The organism is Kribbella sp. VKM Ac-2566 (assembly GCF_004366005.1).
GTDB lineage: Bacteria > Actinomycetota > Actinomycetes > Propionibacteriales > Kribbellaceae > Kribbella > Kribbella pratensis.
This window is the reverse complement of the sequence record NZ_SODT01000014.1, coordinates 390,262-410,388: the sequence shown is the minus strand read 5'-3', so window position 1 is coordinate 410,388 and position 20,127 is coordinate 390,262. Positions and strand designations below refer to the sequence as shown.

19 protein-coding genes, 1 pseudogene and 1 riboswitch are annotated in these 20,127 nt (G+C 69.4%); of the genes and pseudogenes, 6 read left to right on the top strand and 14 right to left on the bottom strand.

The features are described from left to right. Positions 1-29 precede the first annotated feature (29 nt). On the bottom strand, positions 30-428 hold the full coding sequence (locus EV647_RS35840) for a hypothetical protein (RefSeq protein WP_134011071.1): 399 nt from the start codon (positions 426-428) through the stop codon (positions 30-32). Between the two features lie 106 nt (positions 429-534). Here EV647_RS35840 and EV647_RS35835 point away from each other — a divergent pair, with 106 nt between their 5' ends. Next, entirely contained in the window at positions 535-1,017 is a 483-nt protein-coding gene (locus tag EV647_RS35835; protein WP_134011069.1) for a hypothetical protein, read from the top strand. A gap of 41 nt (positions 1,018-1,058) precedes the next feature. Here the strand turns inward: EV647_RS35835 and EV647_RS35830 are convergent, their stop codons facing one another. From EV647_RS35830 to EV647_RS42280, 3 genes are read right to left on the bottom strand one after another with little or no spacing between them, the layout of a single operon-like run. Continuing rightward, positions 1,059-2,150, bottom strand: coding sequence for a branched-chain amino acid aminotransferase (locus EV647_RS35830; RefSeq protein ID WP_134011067.1), 1,092 nt, complete (start codon positions 2,148-2,150; stop codon positions 1,059-1,061). Between the two features lie 49 nt (positions 2,151-2,199). Beyond that, positions 2,200-3,249 carry a 3-isopropylmalate dehydrogenase gene (locus tag EV647_RS35825; protein WP_134011065.1) on the bottom strand — a complete coding sequence of 350 codons (1,050 nt, stop codon included), beginning with the start codon at positions 3,247-3,249 and terminating at the stop codon, positions 2,200-2,202. After that, entirely contained in the window at positions 3,246-3,401 is a 156-nt protein-coding gene (locus EV647_RS42280) for a hypothetical protein (RefSeq protein ID WP_166680506.1), read from the bottom strand. The genes EV647_RS35825 and EV647_RS42280 overlap by 4 nt, the downstream gene beginning before the upstream one ends. 146 nt (positions 3,402-3,547) lie before the next feature. Here EV647_RS42280 and EV647_RS35820 point away from each other — a divergent pair, with 146 nt between their 5' ends. Next, positions 3,548-4,114, top strand: coding sequence for an O-methyltransferase (locus EV647_RS35820; protein WP_134011063.1), 567 nt, complete (start codon positions 3,548-3,550; stop codon positions 4,112-4,114). Positions 4,115-4,213: 99 nt separating this feature from the next. Here EV647_RS35820 and serA read toward each other — a convergent pair whose 3' ends face one another. The 6 genes and pseudogenes from serA to ilvD all read right to left on the bottom strand — a co-directional run bounded on the left by serA (position 4,214) and on the right by ilvD (position 12,653). After that, a complete protein-coding gene (serA, locus tag EV647_RS35815; protein WP_133788805.1) occupies positions 4,214-5,812 on the bottom strand; it encodes a phosphoglycerate dehydrogenase in 1,599 nt (532 codons plus the stop codon). A 129-nt stretch (positions 5,813-5,941) separates the two neighbouring features. Further along, the gene (locus EV647_RS35810) at positions 5,942-7,126 is read right to left on the bottom strand and encodes a S1C family serine protease (protein ID WP_134011061.1); all 1,185 of its coding nucleotides are present in this window, start codon (positions 7,124-7,126) and stop codon (positions 5,942-5,944) included. A gap of 82 nt (positions 7,127-7,208) precedes the next feature. Further along, the gene (gene ilvC, locus EV647_RS35805; protein ID WP_134011493.1) at positions 7,209-8,228 is read right to left on the bottom strand and encodes a ketol-acid reductoisomerase; all 1,020 of its coding nucleotides are present in this window, start codon (positions 8,226-8,228) and stop codon (positions 7,209-7,211) included. Positions 8,229-8,438: 210 nt separating this feature from the next. Beyond that, positions 8,439-8,942 (bottom strand): annotated as a pseudogene (ilvN, locus tag EV647_RS35800) (acetolactate synthase small subunit); the annotation flags it as partial. Beyond that, positions 8,942-10,693, bottom strand: coding sequence for an acetolactate synthase large subunit (locus tag EV647_RS35795; protein ID WP_134011057.1), 1,752 nt, complete (start codon positions 10,691-10,693; stop codon positions 8,942-8,944). The pseudogene ilvN and the gene EV647_RS35795, both read right to left, overlap by 1 nt. Positions 10,694-10,985: 292 nt before the next feature. Continuing rightward, the gene (gene ilvD / locus EV647_RS35790) at positions 10,986-12,653 is read right to left on the bottom strand and encodes a dihydroxy-acid dehydratase (protein ID WP_134011055.1); all 1,668 of its coding nucleotides are present in this window, start codon (positions 12,651-12,653) and stop codon (positions 10,986-10,988) included. A gap of 45 nt (positions 12,654-12,698) precedes the next feature. Between ilvD and EV647_RS35785 the strand changes: the two genes are divergently transcribed. Together EV647_RS35785 and EV647_RS35780 are read left to right on the top strand one after the other, a co-directional pair. Next, a complete protein-coding gene (locus EV647_RS35785) occupies positions 12,699-13,418 on the top strand; it encodes a trans-aconitate 2-methyltransferase (protein WP_134011053.1) in 720 nt (239 codons plus the stop codon). 2 nt (positions 13,419-13,420) lie between these two features. Then, positions 13,421-13,515: riboswitch (ZMP/ZTP riboswitch) on the top strand. Between the two features lie 18 nt (positions 13,516-13,533). After that, entirely contained in the window at positions 13,534-14,412 is an 879-nt protein-coding gene (locus EV647_RS35780) for a 5-aminoimidazole-4-carboxamide ribonucleotide transformylase (protein ID WP_134011051.1), read from the top strand. On the opposite strand, the gene EV647_RS35775 is transcribed toward EV647_RS35780, so the two are convergent. The 4 genes from EV647_RS35775 to EV647_RS35760 form a co-directional block, all read right to left on the bottom strand. After that, on the bottom strand, positions 14,402-14,941 hold the full coding sequence (locus EV647_RS35775; protein WP_134011049.1) for an AAA family ATPase: 540 nt from the start codon (positions 14,939-14,941) through the stop codon (positions 14,402-14,404). The two genes, EV647_RS35780 and EV647_RS35775, sit on opposite strands and share 11 nt — an antisense overlap. 64 nt (positions 14,942-15,005) lie before the next feature. Next, on the bottom strand, positions 15,006-15,287 hold the full coding sequence (locus EV647_RS35770; protein WP_134011047.1) for a ubiquitin-like small modifier protein 1: 282 nt from the start codon (positions 15,285-15,287) through the stop codon (positions 15,006-15,008). 9 nt (positions 15,288-15,296) lie between these two features. Further along, positions 15,297-16,409 carry an exo-alpha-sialidase gene (locus EV647_RS35765; protein WP_134011045.1) on the bottom strand — a complete coding sequence of 371 codons (1,113 nt, stop codon included), beginning with the start codon at positions 16,407-16,409 and terminating at the stop codon, positions 15,297-15,299. 34 nt (positions 16,410-16,443) lie between these two features. Beyond that, the gene (locus EV647_RS35760; RefSeq protein WP_134011043.1) at positions 16,444-17,376 is read right to left on the bottom strand and encodes a 2-hydroxyacid dehydrogenase; all 933 of its coding nucleotides are present in this window, start codon (positions 17,374-17,376) and stop codon (positions 16,444-16,446) included. A gap of 77 nt (positions 17,377-17,453) precedes the next feature. On the opposite strand from EV647_RS35760, the gene EV647_RS35755 reads away from it, so the two are divergent. Both EV647_RS35755 and EV647_RS35750 read left to right on the top strand, forming a co-directional pair. Further along, positions 17,454-18,833, top strand: a complete 1,380-nt coding sequence (locus EV647_RS35755) for an FAD-binding oxidoreductase (RefSeq protein WP_238177564.1) — start codon at positions 17,454-17,456, stop codon at positions 18,831-18,833. Further along, positions 18,830-20,116, top strand: coding sequence for a cyclopropane-fatty-acyl-phospholipid synthase family protein (locus EV647_RS35750; protein ID WP_134011041.1), 1,287 nt, complete (start codon positions 18,830-18,832; stop codon positions 20,114-20,116). The genes EV647_RS35755 and EV647_RS35750 overlap by 4 nt, the downstream gene beginning before the upstream one ends. Positions 20,117-20,127 lie beyond the last annotated feature (11 nt).

Here is a 20,127-nt window from a genome sequence, read left to right as displayed (position 1 = left end):
GGAGGCGTACTGGAGTTCAGGCCCCAAGATTACGCACTGAGGGACCAGCCGGGATCGTCCCAGGCGGTGTAGAAGTCTTCGCGGGTGAGCGGACGCAGGCCCCACTCCTCGCGGTCCAGGGACTGGTCGGTGAGCATCCCCTCGTCGTCCTCGAGGCGCTGCCACCAGTACCGCCGTACCTCGCCGTCCTCACCCATCCCGAGCTGGCGGACGACGACCCACTCCCGCTCGTGCCAGACCGCCTCGTAGAGCCAGTCGGTGCCGTAGTCGTCGACAACAGCGCCGTACGTCCGCGACGCCGTCCCACGGTCCAGATCCCGAATCAGCTCGACCGTCGCCCGAATCGCGGCGGACGTCTCGGCGGACCATCCCCGGCGCTCGGCCAGCTCGGCGTAGTAGCCCTCGACGTCGTCCGGGAAGCTGCTCATGGCGCCCGACCCTATCGAACCGAACCTGTGCACAGCGACCACCGGTCCAGCCCCCAGACCTGAAAAGATCCTGTGAAACATCCGCTGGAGAGATGGGAACCATCAAGTGAGTGAGCCCGACGACCAGGTCGACCTGAACGTCCTGAAGGCTCCGTTGCCACCGCAGGGCGAAAGGGATCCCCTGCAACGGCTGCGGTTCCAGCTGCTGGGTTACGCCACCGCGCTTGCGGTGCTGGTCACGCTCACGCCGACCTGGCTGACCCGGGAGTACAGCCGCAGCAGCCCTCACCTGTACACCGGATTCGGCATGGCCCGCGACGCCACGATCCTCGGCAGCGCCGCCAACCTCTTGTTCATCGCGTACGTCGTCCTGGTGCTGGTCGCACTGGCGACGCCGACGAGGCTCGCCGGCTTCGTCTGTGCGTACGCCGGGCTCGTGGACACGATCGTGATCATGCTGCTGAAGCCGGACGGGAGTCGACACACCGAGATCGGCTGGACCGGGGCGCCGATCCTCGCGCTCGGACTGTGGTTGCTGCTGGCCGTCATCAACCACATCGGCTGGTTCGAGACCAGGCGCCGGTCATGACAAAGGCCCGGCGACAAATCGCCGGGCCTTCGTCACCTGCTTCAGGAGATGCGGGTCATCCAGCCGTGGGGGTCAGCCGCTCGGCCGTACTGGACGTCGAGGAGGGCGGTGCGGACGGCTGCGGTGACCGGGCCGCCGTTGCCGTCGCCGATCTGGGTCTCGCCGCCCCTCCACTTCAGCGAGGCGACCGGGGTGACGACCGCGGCGGTCCCGCAGGCGAACACCTCGCGCACCTTCCCGGAGGCCGCGCCCTCACGCCACTCGTCGACCGAGACCTTGCGCTCGGTGACCGTGTAGCCGAGGTCGGTGACCAGCTTCAGGATCGAGTCCCGGGTGACGCCCTCCAGGATCGTGCCGGACAGCTCCGGTGTGACCACCGAGTTGTCGTCGAGGACGAAGTACAGGTTCATCCCGCCGAGCTCCTCGACCCACTTCTTCTCCACCGCGTCCAGGAACGCGACCTGGTCGCAGCCCTGCTCGATCGCCTCGGCCTGGGCGAGCAGCGAGGAGGCGTAGTTACCGCCGGTCTTCGCCGCGCCGGTGCCGCCGGGGGCCGCGCGGGTGTACTCCTCGCTCAGCCAGATCCGGACCGGCTTCACGCCGTTCGCGAAGTACGACCCGGCCGGCGACGCGATCGCGCAGTACGTGACCTGGGCGGACGGGCGGACACCGAGGAACGGGTCCGAGCCGAACATGAACGGCCGCAGGTACAGCGACGTCTCGCCGCCACCCGGAACCCAGGCCCGGTCGATCTCGACCAGCTTGTGCAGCGAGTCGAGGAACGCCGCGACCGGCAGCTCCGGCAGCGCGAGCCGGTGCGCGGACCGCTGGAACCGGATCGCGTTCGCCTCGGGGCGGAACAGATGGATCGAGTCGTCGGGATGCCGGTAGGCCTTCATCCCCTCGAAAATCGTCTGGGCGTAGTGGAACACCGAGGTCGCGGGAGACAGCTCCAGCGGCCCGAAGGCGGTGATCCGTGCGTCGTGCCAGCCCTTCTCGGCCGTCCAGGTGGCGATCGCCATGTGGTCGGAGAAGTACTGCCCGAATCCCGGGTTCGCCAGGATCTGGGCGCGCTGGTCGTCGCTGGCCGGTTGGGTGTTCGGCTCAACTGAGAACTGCAGATCGGCGCTCATGCCGAAACCGTACCTCTCGGCTGACTGGTCATGCGAGCATCAGCCTTTCTCAGCCGGCCGCGCGCTTGGCGATCGCGTCACCGATCTCCGCGGTACTGCGGGCAACGCCCGTGCGCTCCTCGATGTCCGCCGTGACGGCGTCCTCGATCGCGCGCGCGGCCTCGGTCAGACCGAGGTGCTCGAGCAGCAGCGCCGCGGACAGGATCGCCGCGGTCGGGTCGGCCTTCTGCTGGCCCGCGATGTCCGGCGCGGAGCCGTGCACCGGCTCGAACATGCTCGGCGCGGTCCGGTCCGGGTTGATGTTGCCGCTCGCGGCCAGCCCGATCCCGCCGCTGATCGCGGCCGCCAGGTCGGTGATGATGTCGCCGAACAGGTTGTCGGTGACGATCACGTCGAACCGGGCCGGGTCGGTGACCAGGAAGATCGTCGCGGCGTCCACGTGCAGGTAGTCGACGGTGATCTCCGGGAACTCCTCGGTGACCTTGTCGACGGTCCGCTTCCACAGGTGGCCGGCGTGCACGAGCACGTTGTTCTTGTGCACGAGCGTCAGCTTCTTGCGCGGGCGGGCCTGCGCACGGGCGAAGGCGTCCCGCACGACCCGCTCGACGCCGTACGCCGTGTTCACCGACACCTCGGTGGCGATCTCGGCCGGCGTACCGACCCGGAGCGCGCCGCCGTTGCCGACGTACGGGCCCTCGGTGCCTTCGCGGACGACGACGAAGTCGACCTCGCCCGGGTTCGCCAGCGGGGAGCCGACGGACGGGTAGATCTTCGACGGCCGCAGGTTCACGTAGTGGTCGAGGGTGAACCGGAGCTTGAGCAGCAGACCGCGCTCGAGGACGCCGGACGGGACGCTCGGGTCCCCGACCGCGCCGAGCAGGATCGCGTCGTGCTTGCGGATCTCCTCCAGCTCGGCGTCCGGCAGCGTCTCGCCGGTGGCGTGCCAGCGCTTCGCGCCGAGGTCGTACTCGGTCCGCTCGAACGTCACGCCGTGCTGTGCGGCGACCGCGTCGAGGACCTTGAGCGCCTCGGTGGTCACCTCGGGTCCGATCCCGTCACCGGGGACGACGGCCAGCGTGAAGTTCTTCGTCTCGCTCACTTCTTGGGTTCTCCCCCATTGTCACGGCGGTTCATGGCCTCTTGGACAGCCTTGACCTCGTCGCTCGCCGGGCGCGCGGTGCGGCGACGCCGGGTCGCCTTCCGCTCGCGCGCGTCGATCGAGGGCCAGTTGGCTGGATACATGTCGTACATGCAGCTGCTCCCAAATATGTCGTGGGCGGCAGGATGCGCACGAATTTACTCGCACATCCGACTATTTCTCCACCATGCGGGCAGCTTGTCCCGGAATATGAGATCCGAGTGCGGTCACTGGACCGGACCTGTGCGACTCTCAGCCGGTGAGTGCTCCTCCAGAACTGCCGCCGCTGGTTTCAGCGGCCCTCAGCCTGTCCGGCCGGCGCGGATTCGTCAGTTCCACCAGGAACGAGACCGGCCGTTTGCTCGCCACCCTCGCAGCCTCGAAGACCGGCCTGCTCGGTGAGCTCGGGACCGGCTGCGGCGTCGGCTCGGCGTGGCTGCGCAGCGGCGCCGGCGAGAGCACGTCGATCGTCACCGCGGAGAGCGATCCGCAGCTCGCGCAGGTGGTCGCGGAACTGTTCGCCGACGACGAGCGGATCGAGGTCGTCTCCGCCGACTGGACCGCGCTGATCGAGCGCGGCCCGTTCGCGCTGCTGTTCGTGGACGCCCGCGAGGCGAAGCTGTCCGCCCGCGACATCATCGCGGACGTGGTCGAGCCGGGCGGCTTCGTCGTACTGGACGACTTCACGCCGTCGGCCGTCTGGCCGCCGATGTACGAGGGGCGCGTCGACACGCTCCGCCAGGAATGGCTGATGGACAGGCGCTTCACCACCGTCGAGGTGATGGTCGCCCCCGACGCCGCCGTCCTGCTCGCCACCCGGCACTAGATATGAAGGCGGGCCCGAGCTATGGAGCTCGGGCCCTTGTCAGCCGCCATGCGCCTGCGGGCGGCTGACCGCCTCCAGTAAATCAGTCGTTGGGGTGAATCAGGCCTCGAGGTCCACGGTGCGGGCTGTGTCCGCCTGAACCGCGACCGCGATGTCGTCCAGGACCGTCGGCACGATCTTCGAGTCGACCGACAGCGCGACGAGCGCCTTGCCGCCCTTGCGGTCCCGGCTGACCTGCATGCCGGCGATGTTGACGTCGGCATCGCCGAGGATCCGGCCGATCTGGCCGACCGCGCCCGGCCGGTCCTCGTAGGTGAGGAACGCCAGGTGCGCGGCAAGCTCGATCTCGAGGTCGTACCCGTCGATCTCGACCAGCCGCTCCGACTGCCGGACGCCGACCAGCGTGCCGGACACCGACACCTGCGCGCCGTCGGCGAGCGTGCCGCGGAGCGTGATCAGGTTGCGGTGCTCGGGGCTGTCGTGGTCGGTGACCAGCCGGACCTCGAGGCCCCGCTCGGCCGCCAGCAGCGGCGCGTTCACGTACGAGACGTTGTCCTCGACGACATCCGCGAAGACGCCCTTCAGCGCGGCGAGCTCGAGCACCTTCACGTCGTACTGCGTGATCTCGCCGCGGACCTCGACGTCGAGCTGCTGCGCGACGCCGCCGGCCAGCGCGGTGAAGATCCGGCCGAGCTTCTCGGTCAGCCCGATGCCCGGGCGGACGTCCTCGGCGATCACGCCGCCCTGGACGTTGACCGCGTCCGGGACCAGCTCACCCGACAGCGCCAGCCGGACCGACTTGGCGACCGCGATACCGGCCTTCTCCTGCGCCTCGTCGGTGGACGCGCCGAGGTGCGGCGTGACGACGACGTTCTCGAACTCGAACAGCGGCGAGTCGGTGCACGGCTCGGACGCGAACACGTCCAGACCGGCGCCGGCCACCCGGCCTTCCTTGAGCGCGCTGTACAGCGCCTGCTCGTCGACGATGCCGCCGCGGGCCGCGTTCACGATGATGACCTCGGGCTTGACCTTGTGCAGCTGCTCGTCGCCGATCAGGCCGATGGTCTCCGGGGTCTTCGGGAGGTGCACCGAGATGAAGTCACTGGTCGCCAGCAGCTCGTCCAGGGTCGCGAGCCGGACGCCCATCTGCGCGGCCCGGCCGGCCTGCACGTACGGGTCGTAGGCGATCACGTTCATGCCGAAGGCGGCCAGCCGCTGTGCGACCAGGACGCCGATCTTGCCGAGGCCGACGATCCCGACGGTCTTCTCGAACAGCTCGACACCCGAGTACTTGCTGCGCTTCCACTCGCCCTTCTTGAGCGACTCGTTCGCGGCCGGGACCCGGCGCGCGGACGCGAGCAGCAGCGCGACGGCCAGCTCGGCGGCGCTGGTGATGTTGGAGGTCGGGGCGTTCACGACCATCACACCGGCCTGGGTGGCGGCCTTCACGTCCACGTTGTCCAGGCCGACCCCGGCCCGGGCGACGACCTTCAGCTTCTTCGCGGCGGCCAGGGCCTCGGCGTCCACCTTGGTGGCGCTGCGGATCAGGATGGCGTCGACGTCGGCGATGGCCGGGAGCAGTTCGGCGCGGTCGGCGCCGTTGGTCTGGCGGATCTCGAAGTCGGGGCCGAGCGCCTCGACGGTGGCCGGGCTGAGCTCTTCGGCGATCAGGACGACGGGCCGGGTTACGTCAGTCATGGAGGAATCTCCTGCAGAAGCGGTAGGGGCTCATCAAGAACAGAGCACCGCGCTGTGCCCGCTGCCTCGATGGTACCCCGTCCGCTGCACGCCGTGTGCGGGGACCCGGATGCCGGTCACAGGGGGTGTCTAGCTGTCGCAGGGGACCGCTGCGGTCATCGGCGAGGTGCGGTCGATGACCAGCTTGCCCTTCGAGCGGACCAGTTCGAACTTCGTGTCCAGCCGGCTGCAGTTCTGCCCGGCTGCGCCCGTCGCGGTGGGGGCGAACAGCACGTTGTACGACATCCGCGCGTAGGACCCGTCCGCGGCCAGGTCGGTGAGCTTCGGGCCGAAGAAGTACGACGTCAGGTGCTTGGCCCTGTCTTGTTCCTCGCTCAGGTTCCGGGCGAACCGTGGCGAGTACAACGGCCGCAGCGCCGCGAAGTCCTGGCGATTCTCCAGCGTCAGGTAGCTGCCGAGCAGCTTCTGGACCTCTACCGCCAGCGGCGTGTTGGCAACCTGCAGCACCGGCGCGATCGCGGCCTGCGGGCCCTTCGATTGGGCACACGTTCCAACCGCTGCGACGGTGAGGCCCGTCGGCGCGGGAGCGACGTACCCCCGGAGCTTGTCGAGACCGACGACCGTGCCGGCCTGGACGGTTCTGCCGACGACGAGACCGATGAGTCCGCCGGACTTGTCGACGACCGGGCCGCCCAGCTTGGCCGCGTTCATCACCTCGCCCAGCGCCGTAGGGTCGGCCGCCGAGCCGATCGCGTTGATGACCTCCTTGCCCGCGGCGGTGTACCCGACCAACGCGCGCTCGGCCTTCGGCTCGGGATCCGTGGCCGGCAGGTGCAGCGGCGCGCCGTCGAACCCGATCGACTGCAGGACCGCGACCCCGTCGGCGCTGGTACTGAGCAGGTTGGCCCGCCGGATCCGGCCGTCCGGCGCCACCACCACGATCGACCTCGGATTCTCGACCGCCGATGTCGCGGTCAGGATCCGCCCGTTGTCGATCAGCACGCCGGATGCCTCGCCGGACGAGCCGCAGGTCGTCGCGAGCACCCGGACGACCGACGGTCCGACCGACTCGAGCACCTCGTCGGTGTTGATCCGCAGGCTCTCCTGCCGGATGAACCAGCCCGCACCGGCACCGGCCGCGACGATCACGATCAGCACGAGGAGGCCGGCCAGGATCCGGCCGAAGATCCACGGACCCCGAGGCGGCGGCGTGGCTCCGGCCGGCCGGCTCGGAGCCTCCAGCTGGGTCAGCGTGCCGACCCCCGCCGGAACCCGCCGCGGCGGCCGCGGAAGTCCGCTCCTGCCGTCCTCCACCGCTCGCCCTCCCCCAGATCACCAGTACAGACCACAACCGTCACACATTGTGTCAAACAAAAGGGCCCGGCGAGGTCGTTCGTCAGCGGGCCGCGCTGCCCTCGACGTAGTCGTCGTCGTGCGACTTGACCCACGCCATCAGACCGCGCAGCTCCTTGCCGACGGCCTCGATCGGGTGCTCCTGGCTCTTCTTGCGGAACTCCGCGAACTCCGGCGCGCCGGCGTCCTGGTCGGCGATGAAGCGGGCCGCGAAGGTGCCGTCGGTGATGTCGCCGAGGACCTCCTTCATCCGGGCCTTCACCGACGCGTCGATGATCCGCGGGCCGGACACGTAGTCGCCGTACTCGGCGGTGTCGGACACCGACCAGCGCTGCTTGGCGATGCCGCCTTCGTAGATCAGGTCGACGATCAGCTTGAGCTCGTGCAGGCACTCGAAGTACGCGACCTCGGGCTGGTAGCCGGCCTCGGTCAGCGTCTCGTAGCCGGCCGTGATCAGCGCCGACACGCCACCGCAGAGGACGGCCTGCTCACCGAACAGGTCGGTCTCGGTCTCCTCGGTGAAGGTGGTCTTGATACCGCCGGCCCGCAGGCCGCCGATGCCCTTGGCGTACGAGAGCGCCAGGTCCCACGCCTTGCCGGTGGCGTCCTGCTCGACCGCTACCAGCACGGGTACGCCGCGACCCTCGGAGTACTCGCGACGGACCAGGTGACCCGGGCCCTTCGGGGCGACCATGAACACGTCGACACCCGCCGGCGGCTTGATGTAGCCGAACCGGATGTTGAAGCCGTGACCGAAGACCAGCGCGTCGCCGTCGACCAGGTTCGGCTCGATGGCCTCCTTGTAGAGCTTGCGCTGCGCGGGGTCCGGGGCGAGTACGACGATCACGTCGGCTTCTTCGACCGCCTCGGCCGGCGTGACGACCCGCAGGCCCTGTGCCTCGGCCTTGGCCCGGCTCTTCGAGCCCTCCGGCAGACCGACCCGGACGTCGACGCCGGAGTCGCGCAGCGAGAGCGCGTGGGCGTGGCCCTGGGAGCCGTAGCCGAGCACTGCTACGTGCCGGCCCTGGATCACCGACAGGTCGGCGTTGTCGTCGTAGAACATTTCAGCAGCCACTTCGGGCACTTCTCCTTAGTGTTGATTCGGTACGGCGGCGGCGGTCCGGCCCGGCGGCGGGGCCGGCACCGGGTGGTGCGAGGAGCCGGCACTGGCCTGGGTACTGGCCTGGGCACTGGTACTGGCACTGGTGTTGGCGGGTCGCGCCTGCACGTTCGGGGGTCCGGTCTGCACGTGCGGCGGCGGCACCGGGACCGGTCGCAGGGTGCGGTCGGAGATGGAGCGGCCGCCCCGGCCGATCGCCACCATGCCGGACTGCACCAGCTCGCGGACGCCGAAGGGTTCCAGCACCCGGAGCATGGCCTCGAGTTTCTCGGGATTGCCGGTCGCCTCGATCGTGATCGCGTCCGGTGCCACGTCCACCACCTTCGCACGGAACAGCTGGACGGTCTCCAGCACCTGTCCGCGGGTCAGGGTGTCCGCCTTGACCTTCACCAGCAGGAGTTCACGCTGAACCGTCTGCGTGGGTTCGAGTTCGACGATCTTGATCACGTTCACCAGCTTGTTGAGCTGCTTGGTGATCTGCTCCAACGGCTGCTCGTCCACGCTGACCGCGATGGTCATCCGGGACACCTCGGGGTGCTCGGTCGGACCGACCGCGAGGGAATCGATGTTGAACCCGCGCCGCGAGATCAGGGCAGCCACGCGGGCCAGCACACCGTGCTTGTTCTCCACCAGGATGCTCAGCGTGTGCTTACTCATCAGAGTTCCTCCCCGTCCCACTTCGGCGCCATGTCGCGGGCGATCTGGATGTCGTCGTTGCTGGTGCCGGCGGCGACCATCGGCCACACCATCGCGTCACGGTGCACGACGAAGTCGACCACGACCGGCTGGTCGGTGACCGACATCGCCTTGTCGATGGTGGCGTCGACCGAGTCCTTGTCGGAGCAGCGCAGCCCGACGCCGCCCATCGCCTCGGCGAGCTTCGCGAAGTCCGGGATCCGGGCGGAGTGCAGATCGGTGTTGGAGTAGCGCTTGTCGTAGAACAGCGTCTGCCACTGGCGGACCATGCCCAGCGACTGGTTGTTGATCACGGCGACCTTGATCGGGATGCCCTCGAGCGCGCAGGTGACGAGCTCCTGGTTGGTCATCTGGAAGCAGCCGTCGCCGTCGATCGCCCACACGGTCTTGTCCGGCCGCGCGACCTTGGCGCCCATCGCGGCCGGCACGGCGTACCCCATCGTCCCGAGGCCGCCGGAGTTCAGCCAGTGGCCGGGCTTCTCGAACGGCAGGTAGTGCGCGGACCACATCTGGTGCTGACCGACGCCGGCGGTGTAGACGGCGTCCGGGCCGGCGATCTTGCCGATCCGCTCGATCACGTACTGCGGGGACAGCGTGCCGTCCTCGGGTTCGTCGTACGCCACCGGGTACTTCGCGCGGACCGATTCGAGCAGCCCGCGCCAGGCGTCGTACGACGGGGTGCGGCCGGCGCTCGCGATCTCGGTCTTGAGCGCCGCGATCAGGTCGGTGATGACCTCCTTGCAGTCGCCCACGATCGGCACGTCGGCGGCCCGGTTCTTGCCGATCTCGGCCGGGTCGATGTCGGCGTGGATGACCTTCGCCTCCGGTGCGAACGAGTCGAGCCGGCCGGTCACGCGGTCGTCGAAGCGGGCGCCCAGGGTGATCAGCAGGTCGGAGCGCTGCAGGGCGCCGACGGCCGAGACGGAGCCGTGCATCCCGGGCATGCCGAAGTGCAGCTCATGGGTGTCGGGGAGCGCGCCGCGGGCCATCAGCGTGGTGACCACCGGGATGCCGAGGAGCTCGGCGAGCTCCTTCAGCTCGGCGCTGGCCCGAGCGCGGATCACACCGCCGCCGACGTACAGGACCGGCTTCTCGGCGGCGACGATCAGGCGGGCCGCCTCGCGCACCTGCTTGGGGTGCGGGCGGGTCACCGGCCGGTAGCCGGGCAGCGACAGCTCGGTGGGCCACTGGAAGTCGACGCCGGTGGTCTGCATCGCGTCCTTGGTCACGTCGACCAGCACCGGGCCGGGCCGGCCGGTGGAGGCGATGTGGAACGCCTCGGCGATCGTGCTGGCGATGTCGTTGGGGTCGGTCACCAGGAAGTTGTGCTTGGTGATCGGCATCGTGATGCCGCGGATGTCCGCCTCCTGGAAGGCGTCCGTACCGATCGCGGCCCCGGCCACCTGACCGGTGATCGCGACCATCGGCACCGAGTCCATGTACGCGTCGGCGATCGGCGTCACCAGGTTGGTCGCGCCCGGCCCGGAGGTCGCCATACACACGCCGGTCTTCCCGGACGCGGCGGCGTACCCCTGGGCGGCGTGGCCGGCGCCCTGCTCGTGACGTACCAGGATGTGGCGGATCTGGGTCGAGTCGAGCATCGGGTCGTACGCCGGGAGGATCGCGCCGCCCGGGATGCCGAAGACGGTGTCGACTCCGGCATGTTCCAGTGCGCGGATCAGAGCCTGTGCCCCGGTCAGCAGCTCACTCATGGGTGCCTTCCCTCAGTCCTGTCACGATGTGGCCTTGATGGCTTTTCGCGACCGATCCATCCTCGCTTGTGGCTGTCGTCCGGGCACTACTGGGTCGCAGATAGTCGCCCTGGCAACAAAAAACCCCCTCCGCCGGGTGGGCTGAAGGGGGCGCGCTCGACTCTGTGGTCGCGTCAGTCGGCGCGCCGCACAAGTACGAGGAGAATCGATCGCATGTAGGCATTATTCGCCCGCGGACCGCGACCCGGTCAAGTTGGACGCCGCCGTGTCTCATCATTTGGTACGACCGTCCCTAGATGCAGACAGCGCCTTCGGAGGCGGAGCGGACCAGGCGGGTGTACTTGCCGAGGACGCCCTTGGTGATGGCCGGGGTCTTCGGGGTCCAGCCCACGCGGCGGCGTTCGAGTTCCTCGGGGTCGACGTGGAGTTCGAGGGTGCGGTTCTTGACGTCGAGGGTGATCCGGTCGCCGTCCCGGACGAAGGCGATCGGGCCGCCGTCGACGGCTTCCGGCGCCACGTGCCCCACGCAGAGTCCCGTCGTACCGCCGGAGAAACGGCCGTCGGTGAGCAGCAGGACGTCCTTGCCGAGGCCCGCACCCTTGATCGCGCCGGTGACCGCGAGCATCTCGCGCATGCCGGGGCCGCCCTTCGGGCCTTCGTACCGGATCACCACCACGTCGCCGGGATTCAGCGAGCCGACCGCGTCCATCGCACCACGCTCGCCGTCGAACACCCGCGCCGTACCTTCGAAGACGTCCGAGTCGAAGCCGGCGCTCTTCACCACCGCGCCCTCGGGCGCGAGCGAGCCGTGCAGGATCGTGATGCCGCCGGTGCCGTGGATCGGCTTGTCCAGCGCGCGGATGATGGTGCCGTCGACATCGGGTGGCGCGATGTCGGCGAGGTTCTCGGCCATCGTCTTGCCGGTCACCGTCAGGCAGTCGCCGTGCAGCAGGCCGGCGTCGAGCAGCGCGCGCATGATCACCGGGATGCCGCCGACGCGGTCGACGTCGGTCATCACATAGCGGCCGAACGGCTTGAGATCACCGAGATGCGGGACCCGGTCGCCGATCCGGTTGAAGTCGTCCAGGCTCAGATCGACCTCGGCCTCACGGGCGATCGCGAGGAGATGGAGTACGGCGTTCGTCGAGCCGCCGAGTGCCATCACCACGGCGATCGCGTTCTCGAACGCTTCCTTGGTGAGGATCTGGCGGGCCGTGATGCCTTTCCGCAGCAGCCCGACGACGGCCTCGCCGGACCTGCGGGCGTACCCGTCGCGGCGGCGGTCCACCGCGGGCGGGGCGGCCGAGCCCGGGAGCGACATGCCGAGGGCTTCGGCGGACGCCGCCATGGTGTTGGCGGTGTACATGCCGCCGCAGGCACCTTCGCCGGGGCAGATCGCGCGCTCGACCGCGTCGACCTCGTCCTGGGTGATCAGGCCGCGGACACAGGCGCCGACCGCCTCGAAGGCGTCGATGATCGTGACGTCCTTGTCGCCGAGCTTGCCCGGCATGATCGAACCGGCGTACAGGAACACCGACGCCAGATCGAGCCGGGCCGCGGCCATCAGCATGCCCGGCAGCGACTTGTCGCAGCCGGCCAGCAGGACCGAACCGTCCAGCCGCTCGGCCTCCATCACGGTCTCGACCGAGTCCGCGATGATCTCGCGGCTGACGAGCGAGTAGTGCATGCCGACGTGGCCCATCGAGATGCCGTCGGACACGCTGATCGTGCCGAACTCGAGCGGGTATCCAGCGGCCGCGTGCACGCCGTCCTTGACCGCCTTGGCGAGCCGGTCCAGCGACAGGTTGCACGGGGTGATCTCGTTCCAGCTCGACGCGACGCCGATCTGTGGCTTGACCCAGTCGTCGTCCCCCATCCCGACCGCGCGCAGCATGCCTCTGCTGGCGGTCGCTTCCAATCCGTCGGTGACTGTCCGGCTGCGGGGCTTCACATCGACCATGCCGCCCACCCTATTCCTGGGTCGCCGCCCAGTAAGGTGCGGTGGGTGATCGATGACCCGTACGGCGACCAGCAGTTGGTGGAGCTCTACGACCTGGACAACCCGGCCGGGGAGGATCACGACTATTACCGCGCTTTGGCCGAGGGCACTGCGAAGGTCCTGGACTTCGGTTGTGGAACCGGTCTGCTCACCCGCTCGCTGGTCGCGCCCGGGCGCGTGGTGATCGGCGTCGATCCGAGTCCCACCATGCTCGGGTACGCGCGGCGGCAGCCCGGCGCCGACGCCGTCACCTGGATCGACGGCGACCACCTGGTGGTGGAGCCGACCGGCGATGTGGATCTCGCGGTCAGCAGCGGCAACACGATGATGCACGTCGCGGAGCACGCAGCCGCGGTCGCTGCGCTGGCGGCCGCGCTGCGTCCCGGTGGCGTGCTCGCCTTCGAGTCGCGCAATCCGGCGGCACGGGCGTGGGAGCAGTGGACGAGCGAAGCGACGTACGGCGAACGGGACACGGTGGCCGGGCACCTGAAGGAGTGGCTCGAGCTGATCGAGATCGCGAACGGGCGCGTGACCTTCGACGCGCACAACGTCTTCGAGGACGGGCGCGACGCGGTCTACCGGAACGTTCTGTACTTCCGTTCTGCCGACGAGATCACGGCTGATCTGCGCGCGGCGGGCTTCTCGGACGTCGTGATCGAAGGCGGTTGGCACGGAGAACCGTTGACCGAGGCATCACGTCTGCTGGTGGTGCGCGCGACGAAGTAGGCTGGGCGCACCGCGACTGGCGAGGGTGGAGTACCACCGGGGAGCGGGTGTGTTCGTACAGTGTTCGTACAGGGCGTCGTCCGCCTGGGCGCCTCCGATCCGATCGGAGGTCCTGATGCGTTTGCGGTACGGCATGAATCCTCATCAAGCGGCGAGCCTCGACTCTGCGCCGTTCACGGTGGTCGCGGGTGAGCCGTCGTACATCAATGTTCTCGATGCGCTGACCGGATGGCAGTTGGTGCGGGAGGCTGCTGAGCGGTTCGGCGTACCGGCTGCGGCGTCGTACAAGCATGTGTCACCGGCGGGTGCCGCGCTCGGCGAGACGGTGGCGGCCGCGTACACCCGTGCGCGGGACGCTGATCCGAAGTCGTCGTACGGCGACTTCGTGGCGGTCTCGCATCCGGTGGATCTCGAGTTGGCCATGCTGCTGAAGCGGGTGGTGTCGGACGGGATCATCGCCCCCGGGTACGACGAGGGCGTGGTGGAAATCCTCGCCGCGAAGAAGCGCGGGACCTACCTGGTGCTGGAGGTCGACCCGGAGTTCGAGCCGCCGGCCGAGGAGGTGCGTGAGCTCTACGGAGTGCGGCTGACGCAGGAGCGTGATGCGCTGCCGGTGCCCCGCGACCTCCCGGACGACGTGGTGCTGGGGATGATCGTCGCCCGCTACACCCAGTCGAACACGGTCGTGATGGTGAAGGACGGGATGACCATCGGCATCGGCGCCGGGCAGCAGTCGCGGGTGGACTGTACGAGGCTCGCCGGTGAGAAGGCCGCACTCTGGTGGGCCCGCCGTTCGGCCGATCCGCTCACCGGTGTCTCGATGGTCTCCGACGGTGCGCTGCCGTTCACCGACAACGTCGTGGAGGCCCAGCGGTACGGCGTTTCGCACATTGCCGAACCGGGCGGTTCGATCCGCTCGCCCGAGGTGGCGGCCGCCTGCGCGGCAGCCCGGATCACGTGGTCGGAAACCGGGATCCGCCTGTTCAGGCACTGAGCAGATAGTTACCTGAGGCAACGGCTCCGCGGACCTCGGCCGCCGTCTGCTCCGCATCGAGCCGACTGGTGTCGATCGCGTGCGGCTCGAGGGCGCCGAGGTCCGCGAACGCACCGTGCAGACCGGTGAGCGCGTCGGCGTCCGTCAGCTCGGGGTGGGGCCGGTCTTGCCCGCGCCGCAACGTCGTACCGAGGTCTGGACGCAGTACGACGTACGACATCGTCCACTCCCCCGCCTTGGCGGCCTCGCGGAACGGGGCGAGGAACCAGGGCCCGATGATGCCGTCGACGACCACGTCGTACCCACCGCGCGCGTACACGCTCACCGTCGCGACGATCGCCTCGACGACCACCTCGTTCTGGCGGTGCGCTCCTGGCAGGTACGGCGCGATGAAGCCGGTGCGGATGCCGCGGTAGAACTCGTCGGTCGTCAGGTGCATCGTCGGCTGCGGCGCGCCGGTCGCGACCATCCGGGCCACGGTCGTCTTACCGGAGCCCGACGGGCCGGTCAGCAGGAGGACGTTGCTCATGCCGCCCGACGCTAACCAAGCCCGCCGCCGAACGGCAGTCTTTTGTTTTCGCCGGCGCGGGACGTCAGCCGCCGGCGACGCTCGGGAGGATGAGGAGCTCGTCGCCGTCGGTGAGCTTGGTCTCGAGCCCCGAGAGGTCGCGGATGTTGTCGTTGCCGAGGTAGATGTTCACGTGCCGGCGGACCGCGCCTTGCTCGTCGGTGAGGCGGCGGCGGAGCGCCGGGTGGTCGGCTTCGAGCGCCGCGAAGACCGAGGCGACGGTCGGCGAACCGTCCACCTCGACCTCCACGCGTTCGGCGCCGCCCGCGAACGGGCGCAGCACCGTGGGTAGGCAGACCGCGATCATCCGACCCCCTTATCCCAGCACCGCTGCTCGCACGGTGAGGACATCCGGCAGGTGGCGCGCGACCTCGGTCCAGCTGTCGCCGGCGTCGGCGCTCGCGTAGACGCAACCGTCCCGCGTGCCGACGTACACACCGGCAGGGTCGGCGGTGTCGACGGTCATCGCGTCCCGCAGCACCGGGGCGTAGGACACGTCCGGCAACCCGGCGGCCAGCGGCTCCCAGGTCGAGCCGGCGTCGCGGGAGCGGTAGACCCGGCACTGCGCCTCGGTCGGGATCCGGTTCCCGTCCGCGACCAGCGGGAAGACGTACACGGTCTCGGGCTCGTGCGGGTGCACCACGATCGGGAACCCGAAGTCCGAGGGGAGGCCGTCGGCGATCGACTTCCAGACCGCGCCGCTGTCGTCCGACCGGTACACGCCGTGGTGGTTCTGGGCGAACATCCGCTCCGGGACGTCGGGGTGCGCGGCCAGCTTGTGGACACACTGACCGAACTCCGGATACGGGTCCGGGAAGAACTTCGCCTGGATGCCCTGGTTCCGCGGCGACCAGGTCTTCCCGCCGTCGGCGGTCTGGTACACCCCGCCGGTCGACATCGCGACACTCACGCGGTCGGCGTCGGTCGGATGCGGCAGCACGGTGTGCACCGCCTGGCCGCCGAATCCGGCGCCCCACTCCTTGCGGTGCGGGTGGTCCCACAGGCCGGTGACCAGCTCGAACGTCACGCCGCCGTCGGTCGACTTCCACAGCGCCGACGGCTGCGTCCCGGCGTACACGACGCCCGGTTGGCCGGCGGGTGCCGGCTGGATCTGCCAGACCCGCTCGAGGGAGGCGTCGGCGCCGGCCGGGAACCCGATCGAACCCTCCGGCGGCTCCGCCCAGGACGCGCCGAGGTCGTCGGAGTGGAAGACCGCCGGGCCCCAGTGCTCGCTGGTGCCGCCGACGAACAGCCGGGCCCCGTGGGCACCGCGGGCACTGTCGCCGCGGGTGTCGATGCCCACGGCGTACACGCCCTGCATCTCGAACTCCGGCACCGGTCCGTCGAGCCGCCACTCCTCGCGGGCAGCGTCACTCCGGCCGATCCAGAGACCTTTCTTGGTCCCGATCAGCAGTACGGCCTCGGACATCGTTGTCCTCCCCTTTCAACCTCTTAAGCCTCTTTCAGCGTGGCGGACCCGCCACCACATTGATCAACGGTTCCCCGGACGCGTAGCGCTCGAGTTGCGCGCGCACCAGCCTGGCCACCCGCGGCGCGAACGCCGTCGAGGCGCCGCCGCGATGCGGATTGATCAGTACGTTCGGAGCAGACCACAGCGGATGTCCGGCGGGCAACGGCTCGGGATCCGTGACGTCCAGCGCGGCCCGGATCCGCCGTGTCCCGAGCTCGGTCAGCAACGCGTCGGTGTCCACGACGACACCGCGCGCGACGTTCACCAGCAGCGCGCCGTCCTTCATGCTCGCCAGGAACTTCGCGTCGACCATCCGCTCGGTCTCCGGCGTCGCCGGCGTCAGCAGTACGACGACGTCCGCGCGCGGCAACAGCTCCGGCAGGTCACTCGTAGGATGCACACCGTCGCGGGCCCGCCGGGCGACCCGGATCACGTCGCACTCGAACCCGGTCAGCCGGCGCTCGAGCGCCTCACCGATCGCTCCGTACCCGAGGATCAGCACCGTCCGGTCGGCGAGCGAGTCGTCGACCTCGTCGTACGAGTCCGGCCAGATCTGCTGCTCCTGGTCACGGACGGCCCGCGGAAGATTCCGGTACGACGCCAGGATCAGCCCGACCGCCAGCTCGGCCGTGGACGCGTCGTGCACCCCGCGCGCGTTGCACAAGGTGACGCCGTCGGCGATCCGCGACTGCGCGTGCTCGAACCCGGCCGTCTGCAGCTGCACGACCTTCAGTGCCGGCATCTCCCGGATGACGTCGAACACGTCGCCACCGCCCATGTAGCTGGGCACGTAGAACTCCACCTCGTCGAGCGACCGCGGCCGCTCGGCGCCGGAGTAGTAATCCACGTCGTACCCCTTGGGCACCCCGCCGAGGAACGCGTCCGGATCCTCCCACGGGAGCCATGCCTTCACCACGTCAGCCATGCACCAGAACCTACTCGGGGTCGTGGACACTTTGAACTCCCGCGCCTGAGGAGGCGGCGCCGTCGTACTCTGGTTTGGTGCCTTCGACATCGGACATGGCGGTGGGGGTCGCGCACGATCAGGCCGTCGGGCGGCTGCGGGAGTCGTACGAGCAGATCCCGCCGGGCGAGCCCGTCCGGCTGGCGAAGCGCAGCTCGAACCTCTTCCGGCCGCGCACGGAGATCCAGCGCCCCGGTCTGGACGTGTCGAAGCTGACCGGCGTGATCAGCGTGGACCCGGTCGCGCGGACGGCCGACGTGCAGGGCATGTGCACGTACGAGGACCTGGTCGCGGCGACCCTCCCACTCGGGCTGACGCCGATGGTCGTGCCGCAGCTCAAGACGATCACGCTCGGCGGCGCGGTGACAGGGCTCGGCATCGAGTCGTCGTCGTTCCGCGCCGGCCTCCCGCACGAGTCCGTGCTCGAACTGGACATCCTCACCGGCGCCGGCTCGTTGGTCACGGCGCGTCCCGAGGGCGAGCACGCCGACCTGTTCCGGATGTTCCCGAACTCGTACGGCACGCTCGGGTACGCGACCCGGTTGCGCATCGAACTCGACCGCATCTCGCCGTACGTCGCCCTCCGGCACGTCCGGCTCGGCCTCGACGCGCTGGCCCCGGCCGTCGACGAGATCGTTGCCTCTGGCACGTACGACGGTGAGCCGGTGCACTTCGTCGACGGTGTCGCGTTCAGCCCCTCCGAGGCGTACCTGACCCTCGGCCGGAACAGCGACGCCGCGGTGCCGACCAGCGACTACACCGGTCAGCAGATCTACTACCGCTCGATCCAGCAGCGCCCGAAGGACTTCCTCACCGCGCACGACTACCTCTGGCGCTGGGACACCGACTGGTTCTGGTGTTCCGCGGCGTTCGGTGCACAGCATCCCGTCGTACGCCGGTTGTGGCCGAAGCGCTGGCGCCGCAGCGACGTGTTCCACAAGATCGTCGGGTTCGAGAACCGGCACCACGTCGCCGCCCGGCTGAACCGTCGCCGCGGCCAGCCGGACCGCGAACGCGTGGTGCAGGACGTGGAGATCCCGGTCGCCCGGCTGGCGGACTTCCTGCGCTGGTTCGACGGAGAAGTCGGCATGCGTCCGGTATGGCTCTGCCCGCTGCGGCTTCGTGGAGACACGTCCTGGCCGCTCTATCCGCTGCAGCCCGGCGAGACCTACGTGAACGTCGGCTTCTGGGGCACCGTCCCGATCGCCCCCGGTGCCGCCGACGGCGACGTCAATCGGCGGATCGAGCAGGCCGTCACCGACTTCGGCGGCCACAAGTCCCTGTACTCCGACGCCTACTACGACCGTGACACCTTCAACCGGCTCTACAACGTCGCGGCGCTGGACAAGGTGAAGAAACGCTACGACCCGGACGCCCGGCTCACCGGGCTCTACGAAAAGGCGGTGACGCGCCGATGACGACGCTTGCGACCCACGTATCGATCGCCGAAGCCCTCACGGCGGTGACTCCGGACGGGCTGCCGTTCCGGTTCACGGCGTACGACGGCAGCGCGACCGGACCGGAAGATTCACCTGTGCACATGCACCTCGCCTCCGAGCGGGGACTGTCGTACGTGCTGACCGCGCCTGGCGACCTCGGTCTGGTGCGGGCCTACGTGATGGGTGATCTGGAGATCACAGGTGTGCATCCGGGCAACCCGTACGACCTGATGCGGATGATGCTGAACCACGTCCACTTCCACCGTCCGAGCCCCAGCGAGGCGCTGCGCATCGTCCGCGGGCTCGGCTGGAGTCACCTGAAGCCGCCGCCACCACCGCCGCAGGAACACCTGCCGAAATGGCGTCGTACGTTCGAGGGTCTGCGGCACTCGAAGGCGCGGGACAAGGCAGCGATCCACCACCACTACGACGTGTCGAACCGGTTCTACGAATTGATCCTCGGACCGTCGATGACCTACACGTGTGCGGTCTACCCGTCGGCCGATGCCACGCTCGAGGAGGCGCAGGCGGAGAAGTACGACCTGGTCGCGCGCAAACTCGACCTGCGACCGGGGCAGCGGCTCCTCGACGTCGGCTGCGGGTGGGGCGGCATGGTCCGGCACGCGGCCCGCGAGTACGGCGTCCAGGCGCTCGGGGTCACGTTGTCCGCGGCCCAGGCGGAGTGGGCGACCCAGGCGATCAAGCGGGACGGCCTGGAGGACCGCGCCGAGGTGCGGTTCCTCGACTACCGCGACGTCGCCGAGCGCGACTTCGACGCGATCAGCTCGATCGGCCTGACCGAACACATCGGCGTCCGCAACTACCCGTCGTACTTCGGTTTCCTGCTCGACCGGCTGAAGCCGGGCGGCCGGCTGCTCAACCACAGCATCACGCGGCCCGACAACCGGTTCCGCTCGACCGGCGCGTTCATCGACCGCTACATCTTCCCGGACGGCGAACTGATCGGGTCCGGCCGGATCATCGCCGAGGCCCAGGACGCCGGCTTCGAGGTCCGCCACGAGGAGAATCTCCGCGAGCACTATGCCCTCACCCTGGCCGGCTGGTCGGCCAACCTGCTCGCGAACTGGGACGAGGCCGTGGCCGAGGTCGGCTACCCGACCGCCAAGATCTGGGGCCTCTACCTGGCCGCCTGCCGCGTCGGCTTCGAACGCAACACCACCCAACTCCACCAGGTCCTCGCCGTAAAACTCGACGACGACGCCAACGCCCACTTCCCCCTCCGCCCCACCTGGGGAAGCTGAGCTCAGGTTGG

What these genes read in the sequence shown, in the direction of transcription:
- ilvD (WP_134011055.1), bottom strand. Translation starts at nt 12,653, where the DNA reads ATGGTCGATGTGAAGCCCCGCAGCCGGACAGTCACCGACGGATTGGAA.
- EV647_RS42280 (WP_166680506.1), bottom strand. Translation starts at nt 3,401, where the DNA reads ATGTACGACATGTATCCAGCCAACTGGCCCTCGATCGACGCGCGCGAG.
- serA (WP_133788805.1), bottom strand. Translation starts at nt 5,812, where the DNA reads ATGACTGACGTAACCCGGCCCGTCGTCCTGATCGCCGAAGAGCTCAGC.
- EV647_RS35840 (WP_134011071.1), bottom strand. Translation starts at nt 428, where the DNA reads ATGAGCAGCTTCCCGGACGACGTCGAGGGCTACTACGCCGAGCTGGCC.
- EV647_RS35765 (WP_134011045.1), bottom strand. Translation starts at nt 16,409, where the DNA reads ATGTCCGAGGCCGTACTGCTGATCGGGACCAAGAAAGGTCTCTGGATC.
- EV647_RS35750 (WP_134011041.1), top strand. Translation starts at nt 18,830, where the DNA reads ATGACGACGCTTGCGACCCACGTATCGATCGCCGAAGCCCTCACGGCG.
- EV647_RS35760 (WP_134011043.1), bottom strand. Translation starts at nt 17,376, where the DNA reads ATGGCTGACGTGGTGAAGGCATGGCTCCCGTGGGAGGATCCGGACGCG.
- EV647_RS35795 (WP_134011057.1), bottom strand. Translation starts at nt 10,693, where the DNA reads ATGAGTGAGCTGCTGACCGGGGCACAGGCTCTGATCCGCGCACTGGAA.
- EV647_RS35770 (WP_134011047.1), bottom strand. Translation starts at nt 15,287, where the DNA reads ATGATCGCGGTCTGCCTACCCACGGTGCTGCGCCCGTTCGCGGGCGGC.
- EV647_RS35830 (WP_134011067.1), bottom strand. Translation starts at nt 2,150, where the DNA reads ATGAGCGCCGATCTGCAGTTCTCAGTTGAGCCGAACACCCAACCGGCC.
- ilvC (WP_134011493.1), bottom strand. Translation starts at nt 8,228, where the DNA reads ATGTTCTACGACGACAACGCCGACCTGTCGGTGATCCAGGGCCGGCAC.
- EV647_RS35780 (WP_134011051.1), top strand. Translation starts at nt 13,534, where the DNA reads ATGCGTTTGCGGTACGGCATGAATCCTCATCAAGCGGCGAGCCTCGAC.
- EV647_RS35775 (WP_134011049.1), bottom strand. Translation starts at nt 14,941, where the DNA reads ATGAGCAACGTCCTCCTGCTGACCGGCCCGTCGGGCTCCGGTAAGACG.